A 16,767-nucleotide genomic window follows, 5' to 3' on the forward strand; every position below is an offset into this window, starting at 1 on the left:
AAGATATTATGGAATTCACTTCCTATGGTAAGGGACGTGAAATTTTGAAAAAGTATGATGTTGAACTCTAACGGGTTGCACTATGGCAAGATGGAGAATTAAGAATGTCGGCATGAAAGGAGTAGCTATGGCTGTTCCTGAGAATGTGGTGAAGACATCTGATTTTGATTTTTTCTCTCAGGAAGAGGCGGAAGTATTTGATAATACAGTCGGGATAAAAAGACGTCATATTGCTCCGGATAATATGTGTGCTTCGGATATGTGCCAAGCTGCCGCTGAGAAGTTACTTGAAGAACTGGGATGGGAGAGGGATAGTATTGATGTTCTGCTGTTTGAATCTGTAACGGGTGATTATCGTACTCCGCCCACTTCTTGTATATTGCAAGATAGGTTGTCACTGTCAGAGAACTGTTTTTGCATGGATATCCCTATGGGATGCTGTGGATGCATGTATGCAATAACAGTTGCGGGCAATCTGTTGACGACTGGTAATGTAAAGCGTGCTTTGTTACTTATTGGTGATACGGCATTGCGTATGGGGTCGATGAAGGACAAGAGTCGCGTACCATTGTTTGGTGACTGTGGTACGGCAATAGCTTTAGAATATGACGAGGCGGCTAATGATATTGTTGTTGATTTTCATACTTATGGTAAGGGATATGAAGCATTGATGACTCCTCACGGTGGTTTTCGTCATCCGGCTACACCGGAATCTTTTGAATACGAGGATTTCGGTAATGGTATTGTTCGTGCTCCTATCCATACTCTGATAAATGGAATGAATGTTTTCTCATTCGCAATATCTCGTCCTCCCAAATCTGTAGAGAAATTTTTGGCAGATTATAATATTAATCGCGATACGGATATTGATTACTTCTTGATTCACCAAGCTAATAAAATGATTGTTGATCGTATCGTTAAGAAGCTAAAACTTCCTCAGGAAAAGGTACCTTATAATTTGGAAGAATTTGGAAATTTGGGCGGTGCTTCGATTCCTTCATTAATGGTGACGCGACTTCGGGAACATTTGATGTCGAAAGAGACTACATTATTAATGTCTTCATTTGGCCTAGGATTAACCTGGGGAACTATGTGGATGAAAACAAAACCTATGATAGTAACCTGCTTGGTTAATGAATGTCTTGTGTAATAGAATGTTTATAATCAGTTTTTTTATTGAAGAAAGTGTTTGACAGAAAATTTTCTCTATTAAGAAAGATTGATCGAATTACTCAAAAATATAAAAATGAAGTTATATGATATGATTAAAGAGAATAGTATTTTTCATGTTTTCGTAACGAAAGATGGTCCTCAAAGGACATTTAAACAAAAAATAAAAGTTTTTCTGTTTTTGGTAGTAAATAGATTTTATGCATTTTACCTTCGTAAATTTAGGGGAGTAGATTTAGGACGTATGTGTAATATTAATAGAAAATCGAAAATAGATGGTGTTAACCCCAAAGGTGTACATATAGGTGATTTTGTCCGAATATCTCAAAATGCTTTAGTACTAGCTCATGATGGCTATAGAGATGGAGCTTATTTAGATACTTACATAGGTAATCATGTGAATATAGGATACGGAGCAGTAATTAATCCTGGATTGAAAATAGGTAATCATGTTATTATAGGTGCGAATGCTGTTGTGACAAAGGATGTTCCAGATGGTTGTATTCTTGTTGGAAATCCTGCGAAAATAATAAAAGTAAATATAAAATTGCATGACAAAGGATATATGATTTGTCGTGGGGAAAGACCTTTGTAGTTCTATGTATAAGCACTTTTTAAAGTTTTTGATAGATTTTGTTATTGTTTGTTGTTTGTTATTGATTATGTGGCCAGTACTTATATTGATCATTATTTGGCTTTATTATGCCAATAGAAAAGCTGGTGTTTTTTTTATGCAAGAACGTACTGGGAAAAATGCCAAAATATTCAAAGCTATTAAGTTTAAAACGATGACAGACGAACGGGATAAGGAAGGAAACTTATTACCGGATTCTGTACGTTTAACGAGAATTGGTAAAGTAGTTCGTTCTCTTTCTATTGATGAACTTCCCCAATTATTCAATGTACTAAAAGGAGATATGGCTTTAATAGGTCCCCGACCTTTACTTCCCAAGTATCTTCCTCTTTATTCTTCGGAACAGTCCCGTCGTCATGAAGTACGTCCCGGGATAACAGGATGGGCACAGGTGAATGGTAGAAATAACATCTCTTGGAAAAAGAAATTTGAATTGGATGTTTGGTACGTGGATCATATGTCATTTTGGCTTGACATAAAGATATTTTTTCTTACGATAAAAAAAGTATTTGTTCGTGAGGGAATCAATATGGAAGGTATGGCTACAACAGAGCCGTTTAATGGAAATAATTAGATGTTTATTTATAAGATAGTTAATAGCGTTTTTACTTCGAATACCTATATTTTAACTGAAAAAAATAGCGATAATGCTTTTCTTGTAGATATAGGAGATATTCTGCCAATAAAAGAATTTATAATCAAAAGTAAAGTGGCTGTTAAAGGAATTTTCCTTACGCATACTCATTACGACCATATTTATGGCATAAAAAAGATGTTGGAGATGTTCCCTAGTTGCCCGGTTTATACTTCTTCTTTCGGTAAACAAGCTTTAGCTTCTGATAAAATCAATTTTTCTCGTTATCATGATGATCCAATTACAGTAGTTGGAGATAATATAAAGCCTTTATGTGAAGGAAGTAAGATAAAATTATTTCCTAATGAATATTTGGAAGTTTTTGAAACTCCCGGACATGATAAAAGTTGCTTGACTTATAAACTGGATAACCGAATTTTCTCCGGCGATTCTTATATTCCCGGTTTGAAAGTGATAAGTTCATTTCCGCATAGTAATAGGGAGGATGCGGAGAATTCCAAGCAGCGCATAATACATTTAGCAAAAGAGTGTGAACTCTATCCTGGGCATGGGGATATCTATTGTACATTAAAATAATCATATAAACATATGGATAAACGAATTTATCTTTGTCTGGCTCACATGAGCGGTAAAGAACAAGATTTTATAAAGGAGGCTTTTGACACGAACTGGGTAGTACCTTTGGGACCTAATGTCAATGCCTTTGAAGAAGAATTGAAACATTTTGTTGGGCGGAATAAGGAGGTTGTTGCTTTGTCTGCCGGGACAGCAGCCATTCATCTGGCCTTAATTCAACTGGGGGTTCAGGCTGGTGATGAGGTGATTTGTCAGTCATTTACATTTTGTGCGTCGGCTAATCCGGTGAATTATCAGGGAGCGACGCCTGTGTTTGTGGATAGTGAAGAGGATACTTGGAATATGAGTCCTACTCTATTGGAAGAAGCTGTCAGAGATCGAATTGCTAAAACGGGCAAGAAACCGAAAGCAATTATTCCTGTACATCTGTATGGCATGCCTGCGAAGATAGATGAGATTTGTGCTATTGCGGCAAGGTATGATATTCCAGTGTTGGAAGATGCTGCAGAAGCTTTGGGTTCAGAGTTTATGGGGCGTAAGTGCGGTACTTTCGGACAATTCGGGGTTTTGAGCTTTAATGGTAATAAAATGATTACTACCTCAGGTGGGGGAGCTTTGATTGTGCCTAATGAAGAGGCGAAGAAGAAAACTATGTTTTATGCAACACAAGCGCGTGAACCATTTCCGTACTACCAGCATGAAAAGATTGGTTATAACTACCGGATGAGTAATATTTGTGCAGGAATTGGACGTGGTCAGATGACTGTGCTGAATGAACATATAGCACATCATCGTCGTATACATGAGTTATATAAGCTGGCTTTTGCGGACGTAGACGGAATTGAATTAAAATCCAACCCAGATGAGCGTTTTAATGCTAATTATTGGTTGTCAACTATCCTGATAGATAAAAACGTAACAGGTTTTGATTATGAAGAGTTACGGATAGCCTTGGATGCAAAAGGAATTGAAACCCGTCCTCTGTGGAAGCCAATGCATCTGCAACCCATATTTGCAAATAGTCCCCGTTATGTGGATGGAACAGCTGAAAAGCTCTTCAATAGAGGGCTATGTATTCCCGCTGGCCCTTGCGTGACGGATGAGGATGCAGCGTATATTGTGAGGGAGATCAAAAAATGTATGAAGAAGTAATAACAGAAACAGATAAATAGATGAACTTAAGATATTTGTATGTATTAATATGCCTGATCGTTTTTTTAACGGCTTGTTCAGCACCTAAAGAAGTACTTTACTTGCAGGATATAGCTACGATAAAGCAAGAAAAAATAGAGAAAGGCTATGAAGTGAAAATTCACAAAGATGACTTGTTAGCGATCATTGTTAATAGTAAGGATGAGGAATTGGCCTTGCCTTTCAATATGCCGATGGTATCGTATCAGATAGGTAGTAATTATAACCAGCCTAGGATTGTAGGGTATTTGGTAGATCAGAACGGAGATATTGATTTCCCTGTTTTAGGTAAGATGCATGTACAAGGGTTGACTCGTATGCAATTGACGGAGTTGATCAAGAAAAAACTATCGGAAGGGGATTTGATTAAAGATCCAATTGTGACTGTACAGTTTTTGAACTTTAAAGTTTCGGTAATTGGTGAAGTATCTCGTCCGGGTACATTTGAAATCTCGGGTGACCGTATCACTTTATTGGAAGCATTAAGTCGTGCGGGTGATCTGACTATTCATGGTAGGCGTGATCGTGTAGCTGTGATTCGTGAAGAGAATGGAGAACGAATTATACGTTATCATGATTTACGTTCATCGGATATCTTTAATTCTCCCTGTTATTACTTGCAGCAGAATGATATCGTTTATGTGGAACCGAATAAGGCAAGAACGGGACAAAGCCGTGTGAATTCGAATAATTCTGCCAGTGTATGGTTGTCAACAGCGTCTGTATTGGCATCCATTGCTTCATTGTTGATAACTATATTTAAATAACAACCCTTAGAATATTTGCTGACTAGATATGAAAAGTGAACAACAGATGAATGAAGAGCAAAAAGTGCAATCCAATATGACCGCGCAGGAAGAGCAGATAAATATAGCGGATTTATTACTTATATTGCGCAATAATTGGAAGTGGTTCGCCGCGTCTATTTTTGTATGCATGGCATTGGCTTTTGTCTATTTAAAGTCTACACCGAAGACATATAGCCGTAAAGCTACCGTATTGATACGGGATGACAAGAAAGGAGGCGGTATGGGGGAATCTGCTCTTTTTGCTGATCTGAATCTTTTCGGGGGAGCGAGGAGTGTGGATAATGAATTGCTGGTTTTTCAGTCCCGTAGCATTATGGAGAATGTTGTACGTCGTCTTTCATTGAATATGAGTTATAAGGTGCGGATTGGATTACGTACGATTGAATTATATACTCAGTCACCGATAAAGGTGGCATTTCCCGACGCAGAAGATAACCAATATATTCATGTGTGTGTAACTCCCTTATCTGAAAATAAAGTTCGATTGTCAGAGTTGCTGATGATTGTAAATAACGAAGAAATACAATCTGTAGATGAACCTGAAGTGGCCTTGGGAGATACTATAAAGACTGCAATAGGTAACATCGTAGTTACTCCTACTTTATATTATACAAACGAATATTACGGAGATAAGATTTTGGTACAAAAGTTTGTAACAGAGCGCGTTGTGGATGATTGTATGGCTACATTATCTGTCTCACTTGCTAGTAAAATGGCTACAATAATTGATCTTGAATATAAAGATGAGTCGATAGCCCGTGCTGAGGACATTTTGAATACTCTGATTTCTGTTTATAATGAGGATGCTATTAATGATAAAAATCAAATAGCAGTTAACACTTCGAATTTTATAAATGAGCGTTTAATAATAATTGAAAAAGAGCTGGGTACAGTTGATGCGGATATTGAATCATATAAACGTGAAAATCAGTTGACGGATATAACCTCGGAAACCGGGATGTATTTGCAAACTACTACCAAATATAAACAGGAGGGACTGAGTCTTGAAAATCAACTGAGTCTTGCAGAATACATCAAACAGTATTTGGTGGATCCTTCTAAAGTAGCTGATCTGATTCCAGCCAATACAGGAATTACGGATGCTGGTGTTGAGAAGCAGATTGCAGAATATAATGAAATCTTATTGAAACGTGATAAATTTGTGACCGGTAGTAGTGACCGTAACCCGGTTGTCATGGATTTGAATAATTCCTTGGGAGCAATGCGGCAGTCTATTCTTCGTTCTGTAGATAATTTGATTGTGGGTATTAATATCAATTTGAAGAATTTACGTGAACAGGAGCGGCAAACTGCCAAACGTATCGAGGCTGTTCCTACCCAACAGAAATATGTGTTGACTGTAGAACGTCAGCAGAAAATTAAAGAGGAATTATATCTTTATTTGTTGAATAAGCGTGAAGAAAATGCTTTGACGCAAGCTATAACGGAAAGTAATGCGCGCATCATTGATCCTGCATCGGGTAGTAGTAGACCGGTAGCGCCGCGAAGTATGATTATCCTTTTGGCTTCTATGATTTTAGGTGCTGCACTTCCTGCAGGCTTATTTGGGGTATTGAGTATTCTTGATACCAAAGTACATAGTCGTAAGGATCTGGAATTAGCGTTGAGTATACCATTGTTGGGCGATATTCCCGAAGATCGTGATAAACCCAAAAAAGGGGAAGAGCGTCGCCAAATTGTTGTACGTGAAAACGGGCGTGACTCAGTGTCGGAGGCTTTCCGCATAATCCGTACAAATATGGACTTTATGCGTGTAAAATCAGAAAATCTACAGGTAGTGATGTTCACTTCCTCCAATCCAGGGGCAGGAAAGACATTTGTTTCGAGTAATTTAGCAATGAGTATTGCACAGATGAATAAGAAAGTCATTCTAGTTGATGTAGATATTCGGAAAGGTACATTGAGCGGTTTGTTTGCTAATCCAAATAGTCGGATGGGATTGACTAATTATTTATCTGGTAAGACAAATAATGTGAATGATATAATCGGTCAGAGTGAAGAATATAGGAAATTAGATCTCATTTTTGCAGGACCTGTGCCTCCGAATCCTGCGGAGTTGTTGATGAGTGAACGCTTTGATCATCTGATTGAGGAACTGAAGAAACATTATGATTATATAATAATAGACAATGTTCCGGCTGGCGTTGTGGCAGACGCTTCGATTGTGAATCGTGTTGCTGACCTGACTATTTATGTGGTACGTGCGGGTATGATGGATCGTCGTCAATTGCCTGAGTTGGAAACCTTGTATAGACAGAACAAGCTTAAGAATATGTCTGTTGTATTGAATGGGGTCTCTTATAGTCGGAAAGGTTACGGTTACGGCTACGGTTATGGTTATGGTTATGGTTATGGCTACGGTTATGGCTACGGGAACGAGAAGAAACATAAACGTAAAGGTATTATGCACCGTATAAGAAGACAAATCAGGTTTTTACGTAATCGGATAGGCTAAAATGTTTTCATTTTTTTCACTCAATAAAAGCATCTTGAATTCAGGATTGCTGGAAGACATGACCGACATTCATTCCCATGTATTACCGGGGGTGGATGACGGCATGTGTTCTATGGAAGAGTCGTATCACGCTTGTGAATATTTGGCTAAAATAGGTGTGAAGAGGATGTTTTTGACGCCACATATCATGGAAGATTTACCGGATAACTATCCTAATACTTTACAGAAACATTTTAAGGCTTTTATACAAGATAATTTGTCTGGTATTGAGTTTTGTTTAGCAGGTGAGTATATGCTGGATAGCGGATTTAGTCGACAGATGGAGGCGGGGATTCTAACGATTGGAGACAAATTTGTACTTGTTGAGACTTCTTACATGGCAGCTCCTCCTGAAATGCGTAGTATGCTTTATGAATTGTCTGTTAGTGGTTATTGTCCTTTGATAGCTCATCCTGAACGATATTTATATATGACATTAGGGGAGTTGACTGGTTTGAAAAGGCAGAAATGCAAATTTCAACTGAACTTAATGTCATTAGCAGGGGGGTATGGAAAAGAGGTGCAGAAAAGAGCTTTTTTTATGTTGAAAAATGGACTTTATGATTTTGTAGGCTCTGATATTCATGATTTATGTATTTATCAACAAGCTTTATCGAAAATATACCTGTCAAAAAGTGAACAGGAAAGAATCAGGATGTTGATGAATAATAATCAACAACTATGGTGATTTTTGTATATTCGATTATTAGAACAGGATGCTGGTGGTGTTATGAGTAATCTTTTTGAGGGCATATTTTCTATAGTAAGCTGAGAAAGAATTGTACCCGAAAGTTTTGTAGCAGGTAATGAAAATATTCTTTACCCTAAATGGGAAAAGGAATATTATAAGGGAGGGTTCGGTGAGTATGAACGTTTAGAACTGGTACGCAAAATCGACCGTGAAGCGGTAGATGCTTTCGCTAGTTGGGGAATGTTCTAGGTTATGCGATTTAACTATGCCGCCTGTGGCGAAAGTAGTGTGGATTTGTGAATACTATGTGCGAAAGTGAGTTGAAACAACTGGTGTTTTTTGTTCGTTTCATAAAACAAGCGGGTATGTTTTTGGCTTTGCAAAACAAGGTTTGGACAGAATTTGCAAAACGTTATAATGGTTTTGCTTATGCTTAGAATCGTTATGATAAAAAACTTGCGGAAGTTTATCAGAAGTATTGCTGTTGAAGGTATATGTTTAGGGGGAGGGGACTTCGATAAGTTATGTAGAAGGATATATAAGGGTATATAATGTGCACTGTATACGTAAATAGTTGTTTTCTATTGGATTATAACTTTTCTCTGAAAAATTGCTTCTGACACGCTTTTTTCTTCTTCATATTTGAGATTTTATCCTCACCTTTGCATCGTTGATCAACGAAACGAGTGAATTAAGAACAGAATTTAAATCTCTAAATGAAAAAAGTATGAGTGCAATTTTTAGAACGGTAGCGAGACCGTCCGACCCTCGGGTTGAAAATTCTCCCAAGAAGTATTTTCCGCAGTTGGTAACATTAGGACAGAGTGTGAATCTGAACTTCATTGCCCAGAAAATGCAGGATCGTTCTTCGCTTTCTATCGGTGACATCCGGAGTACGATGCAGAACTTCGTGGAGAAGTTGAAAGAACAGTTGCTGGAAGGCAAGACTGTGAATATTACAGGGTTGGGCGTGTTTATGTTGGCTGCTAAGTCGAAAGGCGAGGATAAAGCCGAGGAGGTAACAGCTAAAAGCGTGGAAAGTGTCCGTATCTGCTTTCAGGCTAATAAAGAGCTGAAGATAACCAAGACCGCTACTCGTGCCGGTGAGAAGTTGGATTTGGTCAGCTTGGATGATTACTTGAAAGGACTGACGAATGCTCCTTCGGGAGGCGGTTCGGATGATGGCTCGGAAGATAAGCCGGGCGGAGGCGGAGTGGATGAGAATCCTCTCGGGTAAATTAAAAATTAGAAATTAAAAAATCACTATGAAGAAAACGAGTTGGAATGTGATATTGAAAATGATTATCGCCTTAGCCAGCGCTATTGCAGGTGTGATTGGCGGGCAGGCGATGACACCGTAACATATTGAGTTGAAAAGTGGAAAGCCGCTATCCGAAAATTAGGATGGCGGCTTTTCTTATTGTTAGCGTTGCTGATTATCTTACATCTGCTCCCCACATCAGCTTATTGCGGAGCGTATCGAAGAATATATGATTGAAGCGCTTTACTACCTTAATGCTATAGTCTGCCCGTGAAATTCTTAAGCGGGTGGTTTCTTTGCACGATTCACTGCGACCGTCAATGGCAACAAGAAAACTGTGGCTACGGCTTTCGACGTCGAGAGTGATTTCCCAATCATCACAAATAACAATGGGGCGTACATTAAGACTGTGAGGGGCAACCGGAGTGATAGCGATTGTTTTGCTATGGGGCACGATGACCGGACCGCCGACACTGAGAGAATAAGCGGTGGAACCGGTAGGGGTGGATACCACCAGTCCGTCTGCCTGATAAGTAGTGAGATGTGCACCGTTGATGGCAGTATGGATACTAATCATGGAAGAACTGTCGCGCTTCAATACCGCAATCTCATTAAGTGCGTATGGGGATTTCATCAAATCTTCATCATCGCAATGCAACTGTAATACGCTGCGTTCCTCCACCTTATAATGATTATTGTAGATTTCATCAAAAGTCTCTTCCATTTCTTCCGGGGAAATATCTGCCAAAAAACCGAGGCGCCCGGTGTTGATACCCAAAATGGGGATATTCTTTTTACCTACCCGGCTGGCTGCTTTCAAGAATGTACCGTCACCACCGATACTGATGACCATATCGGCTATAAAATCGTCTCCGTCGAAGAGTTCGGCGGAAGCGATATCCATATGCAGGTCCGAAGTCAGAAAGTTATAAAACTCTCTGCATATGCAAAGCCGGGCATTGCGTTGTTCCAGCAAACGGAACAAAGTTTCCGCATGTTTTGATTTTTTAGCTTGGTAAGTGTTCCCAAAAATGGCAAATTTCATCGTCAATTCTTTCTTAATGAAATGCAAATATGGTATTTTTTTCTCAGAACGCTGCCAATATATCGCTATTATTTGTACTTTTGCGCAAAACTATGGACCGAATTATGACTAGATTAAGTGTAAATATAAACAAGATTGCAACGTTGCGTAATGCGCGTGGAGGTGATGTGCCTAATGTGGTGAAAGTGGCACTGGATTGTGAGAACTTCGGTGCAGACGGGATAACCGTTCACCCACGCCCTGACGAAAGGCATATACGCCGAAGTGATGTGTATGATCTTCGTCCGTTGCTTCGTACGGAATTTAATATCGAAGGATATCCGTCTCCCGACTTTATTGATCTGGTGCTGAAGGTAAAACCTCATCAAGTGACCCTGGTTCCGGATAGCCCTGCTCAGTTGACTTCCAATGCCGGCTGGGATACTAAAAAGAATCTGGATTTTCTGACTGAGGTGCTCGATGGATTTAATCATGCGGGCATCCGTACTTCCGTGTTTGTATCTGCCGATGCGGAAATGATAGAATATGCTGCCAAGGCCGGTGCCGACAGGGTGGAACTTTATACGGAACCTTATGCGACGGCTTATCCTCAGAACAAAGAGGCTGCGGTTGCACCTTTTGTGGAAGCTGCCAAAGTGGCGCGCAGTCTGGGTTTGGGGTTGAATGCAGGGCATGACTTGAGCTTGGTGAACTTGAATTATTTATATCAAAACATTCCGTGGATGGATGAAGTCTCTATCGGGCATTCGCTGATCAGTGATGCTTTGTATCTGGGATTGGAACGTACTATTCAGGAATATAAAAACTGTCTTCGTTGATGAATGCAATGTTGTTATTGGCCCAAGTGGCTCCGGCGCTGACCGACTCGATTGCCGGCGCCAATCCGGTTTTGACCCAGGTAGCTGGTGCTGAAGAGATGAATTTGTGGAGCATGGCTGTCAAGGGTGGTTGGATTATGATCGTTCTTGGACTCTTGTCCATTCTTTGTTTCTATATCTTGTTCGAACGCAATTATGTCATTCGGAAGGCTGGCAAAGAAGACCCGATGTTCATGGATAAGATAAAGGACTATATTTTGGATGGAGAAATAAAGGCTGCCATAGCCTACTGCCGCAGTGTAAATACTCCGTCAGCCCGTATGATTGAGAAGGGGATCAGCCGATTGGGACGTCCGGTGAATGATGTGCAGGCTGCTATCGAGAATGTGGGAAATATAGAGGTGGCTAAGTTGGAGAAGGGATTGACGATTATGGCTACCATCTCCGGAGGTGCGCCGATGATTGGTTTCCTGGGTACGGTGACTGGTATGGTGAGGGCTTTCTATGAAATGGCCAATGCCGGTAATAACATTGATATAACGTTGCTCTCAGGAGGTATTTATGAGGCTATGATTACTACGGTCGGTGGTCTGATTGTAGGTATTATTGCCATGTTTGCCTATAATTACTTGGTGACATTGGTAGATGGTGTGGTAAATAAGATGGAGGCTAAGACCATGGCGTTCATGGACCTCCTGAATGAACCAGTGTAATTAATAGTTAGAAGTTAATAATTAATAATTAAAGAAGCGTGCTACAACGTAGAGCTAAAATATCGCCCAATTTCAGTATGGCATCTATGACGGATGTCATCTTCCTGTTGCTGATCTTTTTCATGATCACGTCTACGGTTGTTTCACCGAATGCTATCAAGGTGTTGCTTCCGCAGGGAAAACAACAGACGTCTGCTAAGCCTTTAACGAGGGTTATTATTGATAAGGACCTGAACTTTTATGCGGCATTCGGAAATGATAAGGAGCAAGCCATTTCTTTGGAAGAACTGACTCCTTTCCTGCAATCATGTGCTGCGAAAGAACCGGAAATGTATGTGGCACTTTATGCAGATGAAGCCGTGCCTTACCGGGAAATCGTGAAAGTGCTGAATATTGCTAATGAAAATAAGTTCAAGATGGTGCTGGCTACACGCCCGCCGGAAGGAAAATAAAACGTAATACGGAAAACGGTGGATCCGAAAAAGAAAGGTAAATACATAGGAATGGCAGGTGCGCTGCTGGTGCATGTGGCGTTTATCCTCCTGTTGATACTGGTGGGCTTCACTATGCCGGAGCCGCCGGAAGAGGATGGTATGCCGGTGATGCTGGGTGAAGTGCCCAATGCGTTTGGAAGTGCCGACCCTTCTTTGGTGAAAGTGGATGTGATGCCGGAAACTGTTGCTCCCAAAGTACAGGAGACGGTGGAACAGGAGATGCTTACCCAGGAGGATGAGGAAACCGTTACTATCAAGCCGAAAGCGGAAACTAAGAAAGAGGAAGTAAAGAAGCCGGAGAAAACCGAAGCCGAAAAAGCGGAAGAAGCCCGAAGACTGGCTGAAGCCAAAGCGGAACGTGAGCGTAAGGAGGCGGAAGAGGCTGCCCGTAAACGTGTGGCCGGTGCTTTCGGAAAGGGAGCGCAGATGGGGAGTAAAGGTACGACCGAAGGACAGGGTATTCAGGGTAGTCCTACAGGCAATGCTCCGGCCGGTGCATCGAGTGGAGCAGGAGGTTATGGAACTTTTGACCTCGGCGGACGTTCTTTAGGACAGGGAGGTTTGCCGCGTCCGGCATATAATGTACAAGATGAAGGAAGGGTAGTGGTTGCCATTACAGTGAATCCTGCGGGACATGTGATTGCCACCAGTATCGACCGACAAACCAATACCGTGAATCCTGCCTTGCGGAAAGCTGCTGAAGAGGCGGCAAAAAAGGCTCGTTTCAATGCCGTCAGCGGATTGAACAACCAGACGGGAACAATAACATATTACTTTAATCTAAAATAAAAAGGAGAACAATTATGGGTACAGTTTATGTTTTTTTTGCAGATGGATTTGAAGAGGTGGAAGCTTTCACTTCTGTAGATGTGATGAGACGTGCAGGGCTGAACGTGGAAATGATAACGGTGACTCCCGACGAAATAGTGACAGGAGCACATGACGTGCCGGTGCTTTGTGACAAGAATATAGTGAACTGCGATTTTTATGATGCGGATTTAGTTCTTTTGCCCGGAGGAATGCCCGGAGCTGCTACTTTGGAGAAATGTCCTGAACTCCGTAAGCTGATTCTGGACTTTGCCGGAAAGAATAAGCCGATTGCGGCCATTTGTGCCGCTCCCATGATTTTGGGAAAACTTGGTTTACTGAAAGGACGTAAGGCGACCTGCTATCCGGGGTTTGAACAATATCTGGAAGATGCCGACTTCACAGGTGCTCCGGTGGAAAGAGACGGTAATATCATTACCGCGAACGGACCGGGCGCTGCAATGGAATTTGCTTTGGCCGTTGTGGACATGATGCTGGGTAAAGAAAAAGTGCAGGAACTGAAAGAAGCTATGTGTGTTATCTGATTTATGATCAAGTATGCTCTGATAGTTGCCGGTGGTAAAGGGTTGCGCATGGGAAGTGAACTTCCCAAACAGTTTCTGCCTATAGGTGGAAAGCCTGTGTTGATGCGTACATTGGAAGCCTTTTATGCCTACAATCTGGAGATACATATTATATTGGTGCTCCCGTGCAGTCAGCAGCCTTATTGGGCGCAATTGTGCGAGGAGCATCATTTTTCTTTGCCGCATACGGTGGCGGACGGAGGTGAAACCCGTTTTCATTCGGTAAAGAACGGGCTGGCTTATGTGACCACTCCGGGGCTGGTTGGTGTTCATGACGGTGTGCGTCCGTTTGTTTCTCAGGAAGTGATAGCCCGCTGCTATGCGATGGCTGCTGAAAAGAAAGCCGTTATACCCGTGATAGATGTGGTGGAAACAGTGCGCCATCTGCAAGAAGAGGGAAGTGTGACGGTCAGCCGGGATGAATATAAACTGGTACAGACTCCGCAAGTGTTTGATGCTGACCTGTTGAAGCTGGCATATGAACAGCCTTATACTTCTTTTTTTACGGATGATGCCTCGGTGGTGGAAGCAATGGGTACATCTGTATATCTGACCGAAGGTAACCGGGAAAATATTAAGATAACGACTCCTTTTGATTTGAAAATAGCCGCAGCTTTGTTGGACTCATGTTTGATTTAGCCTCTCGTGACATAAAATATCTGTCGGGTGTCGGACCGCAACGCGCCTCAGTGCTCAATAAAGAATTGGGCATCTATTCCCTGCATGACTTATTGTATTATTTCCCCTATAAATATGTGGACCGCAGCCGTATCTATTATATTCATGAGATAGATGGTACGATGCCTTACATTCAGTTGAAAGGCGAAATCCTCAGTTTTGAAACGATTGGGGAGGGACGGCAACGGCGTTTGGTCGCTCATTTCTCGGATCGTACGGGGGTGGTGGATTTGGTTTGGTTTCAGGGGATTAAGTTTCTTGTCGGCAAATATAAAGTGCATCAGGAATATATCGTATTCGGCAAACCCAGTGTCTTCAACGGACGGATTAATATAGCCCATCCGGATATTGACGATGCTTCAGAGTTGAAACTTTCGACAATGGGGCTGCAACCTTATTATAATACAACGGAGAAGATGAAGCGGAGTTCTCTCAACTCTCATGCAATTGAGAAGATGATGAGTGCCGTGGTGCAGCAACTGCGTGAGCCATTGCCCGAAACACTCTCTCCTTCAATTCTGGCAGAACATCATCTGATGCCATTGACGGATGCTTTGATTAATATCCATTTCCCGGCAAATCCGGAGTTGCTTCGTAAGGCACAGTACCGGCTGAAGTTTGAGGAACTTTTTTATGTGCAGCTGAATATTCTCCGTTATGCCAAGGACAGGCAGCGAAAGTATCGGGGGTATATATTTGAAACGGTAGGTGAGATATTCAATACCTTCTATGCCAGGAACCTGCCATTCGAACTGACCGGTGCGCAGAAACGTGTGTTGAAAGAGATACGTCGTGATGTGGGTAGCGGCAAACAAATGAACCGTCTTCTGCAGGGGGATGTGGGAAGCGGAAAAACACTGGTCGCTCTGATGAGTATGCTGATTGCGTTAGATAACGGTTATCAGGCTTGCATGATGGCTCCTACTGAAATCCTGGCTAATCAGCACTATGAAACGATCTGTGAACTTCTGACAGGAATGGATGTGCGTGTGGCACTACTGACCGGTTCTATCAAGGGCAAAAAACGGGAGGCAATTCTTACAGGCTTGCTGACGGGTGATATACATATACTTATCGGTACGCATGCCGTGATAGAAGATACGGTGAATTTTTCTTCACTGGGGCTGGTGGTGATAGATGAACAGCACCGTTTCGGTGTGGCGCAACGTGCACGCTTGTGGACGAAGAACGTGCAGCCGCCTCACGTATTGGTGATGACGGCCACTCCCATTCCGCGTACTCTGGCTATGACCTTATATGGTGACCTGGATGTGTCTGTGATTGACGAACTGCCCCCGGGACGTAAACCTATTGTGACTATTCACAAGTATGATGCACATCGCGCAAGCCTGAATCAGTCCGTTCGTAAACAACTTGCGGAAGGTAGGCAAGTTTACATTGTCTATCCTCTGATCAAGGAAAGTGAGAAGATTGATTTGAAGAATCTGGAAGAAGGCTACCTGCATGTTTGTGAGGACTTCCCGGAATGTAAGGTTTGCAAGGTACATGGTAAGATGAAACCTGCCGAGAAGGATGAGCAGATGCAGCTTTTCGTTTCTGGTGAAGCGCAGATTATGGTGGCTACTACAGTGATTGAAGTTGGAGTGAATGTTCCCAATGCGTCTGTGATGATTATAGAGAATGCGGAACGCTTTGGTTTGTCGCAACTTCACCAATTGCGCGGGCGTGTAGGCCGTGGGGCGGAACAATCTTATTGTATTTTAGTCACGGGTTATAAACTGGTTGAAGAAACCCGGAAACGACTGGAAATAATGGTGCGGACGAATGATGGTTTCGAAATAGCCGAAGCGGACCTGAAACTGCGTGGTCCCGGTGATTTGGAAGGTACGCAGCAAAGCGGTATCGCTTTCGATCTGAAGATTGCCGATATCGCACGTGACGGGCAATTGCTGCAATATGTCCGTAACGTTGCGGAAGAAGTGGTAGATGCTGATCCGACAGGGACTCGTCCGGAGAATGAAATCCTGTGGCGACAGTTGAAAGCATTGCGGAAAACCAACGTTAACTGGGCTTCTATTAGTTGAAGAACGGTTAAACATACGCTTTATTTGCAGTTTTATGTTGTAAAACATGTTAGCTTCTATCTTTCCGATTAATAGGGAGTTACAGGCGTTTTAACTACTTCTCTTTTTAGCCCTTTCCGAAAAAATAGTTAAGGATAGACT

Annotated in this window: 20 protein-coding genes and 1 pseudogene; 20 read left to right on the plus strand and 1 reads right to left on the minus strand. The window is 41.8% G+C overall.

The genetic code is table 11. From position 1 onward, the window contains the following. The 13 genes and pseudogenes from BUC01_RS26185 to BUC01_RS25595 form a co-directional block, all read left to right on the plus strand. Positions 1 to 71 (plus strand): annotated as a pseudogene (locus tag BUC01_RS26185) (acyl carrier protein); the annotation flags it as partial. Positions 72 to 82: 11 nt separating this feature from the next. Continuing rightward, positions 83 to 1,150: a 3-oxoacyl-ACP synthase III family protein gene (locus BUC01_RS20365; RefSeq protein ID WP_073314678.1), complete on the plus strand. Its 1,068-nt coding sequence runs from the start codon at positions 83 to 85 to the stop codon at positions 1,148 to 1,150. Positions 1,151 to 1,246: 96 nt separating this feature from the next. Further along, positions 1,247 to 1,765 carry an acyltransferase gene (locus BUC01_RS20370; RefSeq protein WP_243462629.1) on the plus strand — a complete coding sequence of 173 codons (519 nt, stop codon included), beginning with the start codon at positions 1,247 to 1,249 and terminating at the stop codon, positions 1,763 to 1,765. A gap of 4 nt (positions 1,766 to 1,769) precedes the next feature. Next, positions 1,770 to 2,378 (plus strand): sugar transferase, encoded by a 609-nt coding sequence (locus BUC01_RS20375; protein ID WP_073314680.1) that lies wholly within the window; start codon positions 1,770 to 1,772, stop codon positions 2,376 to 2,378. Next, on the plus strand, positions 2,379 to 2,975 hold the full coding sequence (locus BUC01_RS20380; protein WP_073314682.1) for an MBL fold metallo-hydrolase: 597 nt from the start codon (positions 2,379 to 2,381) through the stop codon (positions 2,973 to 2,975). 12 nt (positions 2,976 to 2,987) lie between these two features. Beyond that, complete coding sequence (locus BUC01_RS20385) at positions 2,988 to 4,127, plus strand: aminotransferase class I/II-fold pyridoxal phosphate-dependent enzyme (RefSeq protein ID WP_073314685.1); 1,140 nt, start codon at positions 2,988 to 2,990, stop codon at positions 4,125 to 4,127. Between the two features lie 20 nt (positions 4,128 to 4,147). Then, positions 4,148 to 4,933: a polysaccharide biosynthesis/export family protein gene (locus tag BUC01_RS20390; protein WP_025833750.1), complete on the plus strand. Its 786-nt coding sequence runs from the start codon at positions 4,148 to 4,150 to the stop codon at positions 4,931 to 4,933. A 46-nt stretch (positions 4,934 to 4,979) separates the two neighbouring features. Further along, on the plus strand, positions 4,980 to 7,451 hold the full coding sequence (locus BUC01_RS20395; protein ID WP_025833748.1) for a GumC family protein: 2,472 nt from the start codon (positions 4,980 to 4,982) through the stop codon (positions 7,449 to 7,451). Between the two features lie 34 nt (positions 7,452 to 7,485). Continuing rightward, positions 7,486 to 8,178: a tyrosine-protein phosphatase gene (locus BUC01_RS20400; RefSeq protein ID WP_243462628.1), complete on the plus strand. Its 693-nt coding sequence runs from the start codon at positions 7,486 to 7,488 to the stop codon at positions 8,176 to 8,178. 126 nt (positions 8,179 to 8,304) lie between these two features. After that, the gene (locus BUC01_RS26120; protein WP_262484034.1) at positions 8,305 to 8,430 is read left to right on the plus strand and encodes an N-acetylmuramidase domain-containing protein; all 126 of its coding nucleotides are present in this window, start codon (positions 8,305 to 8,307) and stop codon (positions 8,428 to 8,430) included. 56 nt (positions 8,431 to 8,486) lie between these two features. Continuing rightward, complete coding sequence (locus tag BUC01_RS26125; protein WP_262484033.1) at positions 8,487 to 8,618, plus strand: N-acetylmuramidase family protein; 132 nt, start codon at positions 8,487 to 8,489, stop codon at positions 8,616 to 8,618. A 290-nt stretch (positions 8,619 to 8,908) separates the two neighbouring features. Further along, positions 8,909 to 9,418 carry an HU family DNA-binding protein gene (locus BUC01_RS20415; RefSeq protein ID WP_073314689.1) on the plus strand — a complete coding sequence of 170 codons (510 nt, stop codon included), beginning with the start codon at positions 8,909 to 8,911 and terminating at the stop codon, positions 9,416 to 9,418. A gap of 28 nt (positions 9,419 to 9,446) precedes the next feature. Beyond that, positions 9,447 to 9,542, plus strand: coding sequence for a smalltalk protein (locus tag BUC01_RS25595; RefSeq protein WP_159106521.1), 96 nt, complete (start codon positions 9,447 to 9,449; stop codon positions 9,540 to 9,542). Positions 9,543 to 9,617: 75 nt separating this feature from the next. On the opposite strand, the gene BUC01_RS20420 is transcribed toward BUC01_RS25595, so the two are convergent. Then, entirely contained in the window at positions 9,618 to 10,487 is an 870-nt protein-coding gene (locus tag BUC01_RS20420; RefSeq protein ID WP_025833744.1) for an NAD kinase, read from the minus strand. A 104-nt stretch (positions 10,488 to 10,591) separates the two neighbouring features. Here BUC01_RS20420 and BUC01_RS20425 point away from each other — a divergent pair, with 104 nt between their 5' ends. From BUC01_RS20425 to recG, 7 genes are all read left to right on the plus strand, one after another. Continuing rightward, the gene (locus BUC01_RS20425; RefSeq protein WP_025833743.1) at positions 10,592 to 11,305 is read left to right on the plus strand and encodes a pyridoxine 5'-phosphate synthase; all 714 of its coding nucleotides are present in this window, start codon (positions 10,592 to 10,594) and stop codon (positions 11,303 to 11,305) included. Continuing rightward, a complete protein-coding gene (locus tag BUC01_RS20430; protein ID WP_025833741.1) occupies positions 11,305 to 12,018 on the plus strand; it encodes a MotA/TolQ/ExbB proton channel family protein in 714 nt (237 codons plus the stop codon). Before BUC01_RS20425 ends, BUC01_RS20430 begins: the two co-directional genes overlap by 1 nt. Before the next feature lie 77 nt (positions 12,019 to 12,095). Continuing rightward, positions 12,096 to 12,470 (plus strand): ExbD/TolR family protein, encoded by a 375-nt coding sequence (locus BUC01_RS20435; protein WP_007210072.1) that lies wholly within the window; start codon positions 12,096 to 12,098, stop codon positions 12,468 to 12,470. 18 nt (positions 12,471 to 12,488) lie between these two features. Then, on the plus strand, positions 12,489 to 13,301 hold the full coding sequence (locus tag BUC01_RS20440; RefSeq protein WP_025833739.1) for a TonB family protein: 813 nt from the start codon (positions 12,489 to 12,491) through the stop codon (positions 13,299 to 13,301). A gap of 14 nt (positions 13,302 to 13,315) precedes the next feature. Next, positions 13,316 to 13,864, plus strand: a complete 549-nt coding sequence (locus tag BUC01_RS20445; protein ID WP_025833737.1) for a DJ-1 family glyoxalase III — start codon at positions 13,316 to 13,318, stop codon at positions 13,862 to 13,864. Positions 13,865 to 13,867: 3 nt separating this feature from the next. Beyond that, positions 13,868 to 14,542 (plus strand): 2-C-methyl-D-erythritol 4-phosphate cytidylyltransferase, encoded by a 675-nt coding sequence (locus tag BUC01_RS20450; RefSeq protein WP_025833736.1) that lies wholly within the window; start codon positions 13,868 to 13,870, stop codon positions 14,540 to 14,542. Next, positions 14,530 to 16,626: an ATP-dependent DNA helicase RecG gene (gene recG, locus BUC01_RS20455; RefSeq protein WP_073314691.1), complete on the plus strand. Its 2,097-nt coding sequence runs from the start codon at positions 14,530 to 14,532 to the stop codon at positions 16,624 to 16,626. The genes BUC01_RS20450 and recG overlap by 13 nt, the downstream gene beginning before the upstream one ends. Positions 16,627 to 16,767: the final 141 nt, after the last annotated feature.

This window comes from Bacteroides stercorirosoris, assembly GCF_900142015.1.
In the GTDB taxonomy this organism is placed as follows: Bacteria; Bacteroidota; Bacteroidia; order Bacteroidales; family Bacteroidaceae; genus Bacteroides; species Bacteroides stercorirosoris.

Excerpts from the sequence above, each read along its gene's own strand:
- BUC01_RS20365 (WP_073314678.1), top strand. The coding sequence starts at position 83 with ATGGCAAGATGGAGAATTAAGAATGTCGGCATGAAAGGAGTAGCTATG.
- BUC01_RS20370 (WP_243462629.1), top strand. The coding sequence starts at position 1,247 with ATGAAGTTATATGATATGATTAAAGAGAATAGTATTTTTCATGTTTTC.
- BUC01_RS20375 (WP_073314680.1), top strand. The coding sequence starts at position 1,770 with ATGTATAAGCACTTTTTAAAGTTTTTGATAGATTTTGTTATTGTTTGT.
- BUC01_RS20380 (WP_073314682.1), top strand. The coding sequence starts at position 2,379 with ATGTTTATTTATAAGATAGTTAATAGCGTTTTTACTTCGAATACCTAT.
- BUC01_RS20385 (WP_073314685.1), top strand. The coding sequence starts at position 2,988 with ATGGATAAACGAATTTATCTTTGTCTGGCTCACATGAGCGGTAAAGAA.
- BUC01_RS20390 (WP_025833750.1), top strand. The coding sequence starts at position 4,148 with ATGAACTTAAGATATTTGTATGTATTAATATGCCTGATCGTTTTTTTA.
- BUC01_RS20395 (WP_025833748.1), top strand. The coding sequence starts at position 4,980 with ATGAATGAAGAGCAAAAAGTGCAATCCAATATGACCGCGCAGGAAGAG.
- BUC01_RS26125 (WP_262484033.1), top strand. The coding sequence starts at position 8,487 with ATGTGCGAAAGTGAGTTGAAACAACTGGTGTTTTTTGTTCGTTTCATA.
- BUC01_RS20415 (WP_073314689.1), top strand. The coding sequence starts at position 8,909 with ATGAGTGCAATTTTTAGAACGGTAGCGAGACCGTCCGACCCTCGGGTT.
- BUC01_RS25595 (WP_159106521.1), top strand. The coding sequence starts at position 9,447 with ATGAAGAAAACGAGTTGGAATGTGATATTGAAAATGATTATCGCCTTA.
- BUC01_RS20420 (WP_025833744.1), bottom strand. The coding sequence starts at position 10,487 with ATGAAATTTGCCATTTTTGGGAACACTTACCAAGCTAAAAAATCAAAA.
- BUC01_RS20425 (WP_025833743.1), top strand. The coding sequence starts at position 10,592 with ATGACTAGATTAAGTGTAAATATAAACAAGATTGCAACGTTGCGTAAT.
- BUC01_RS20430 (WP_025833741.1), top strand. The coding sequence starts at position 11,305 with ATGAATGCAATGTTGTTATTGGCCCAAGTGGCTCCGGCGCTGACCGAC.
- BUC01_RS20435 (WP_007210072.1), top strand. The coding sequence starts at position 12,096 with ATGGCATCTATGACGGATGTCATCTTCCTGTTGCTGATCTTTTTCATG.
- BUC01_RS20445 (WP_025833737.1), top strand. The coding sequence starts at position 13,316 with ATGGGTACAGTTTATGTTTTTTTTGCAGATGGATTTGAAGAGGTGGAA.
- BUC01_RS20450 (WP_025833736.1), top strand. The coding sequence starts at position 13,868 with ATGATCAAGTATGCTCTGATAGTTGCCGGTGGTAAAGGGTTGCGCATG.
- recG (WP_073314691.1), top strand. The coding sequence starts at position 14,530 with ATGTTTGATTTAGCCTCTCGTGACATAAAATATCTGTCGGGTGTCGGA.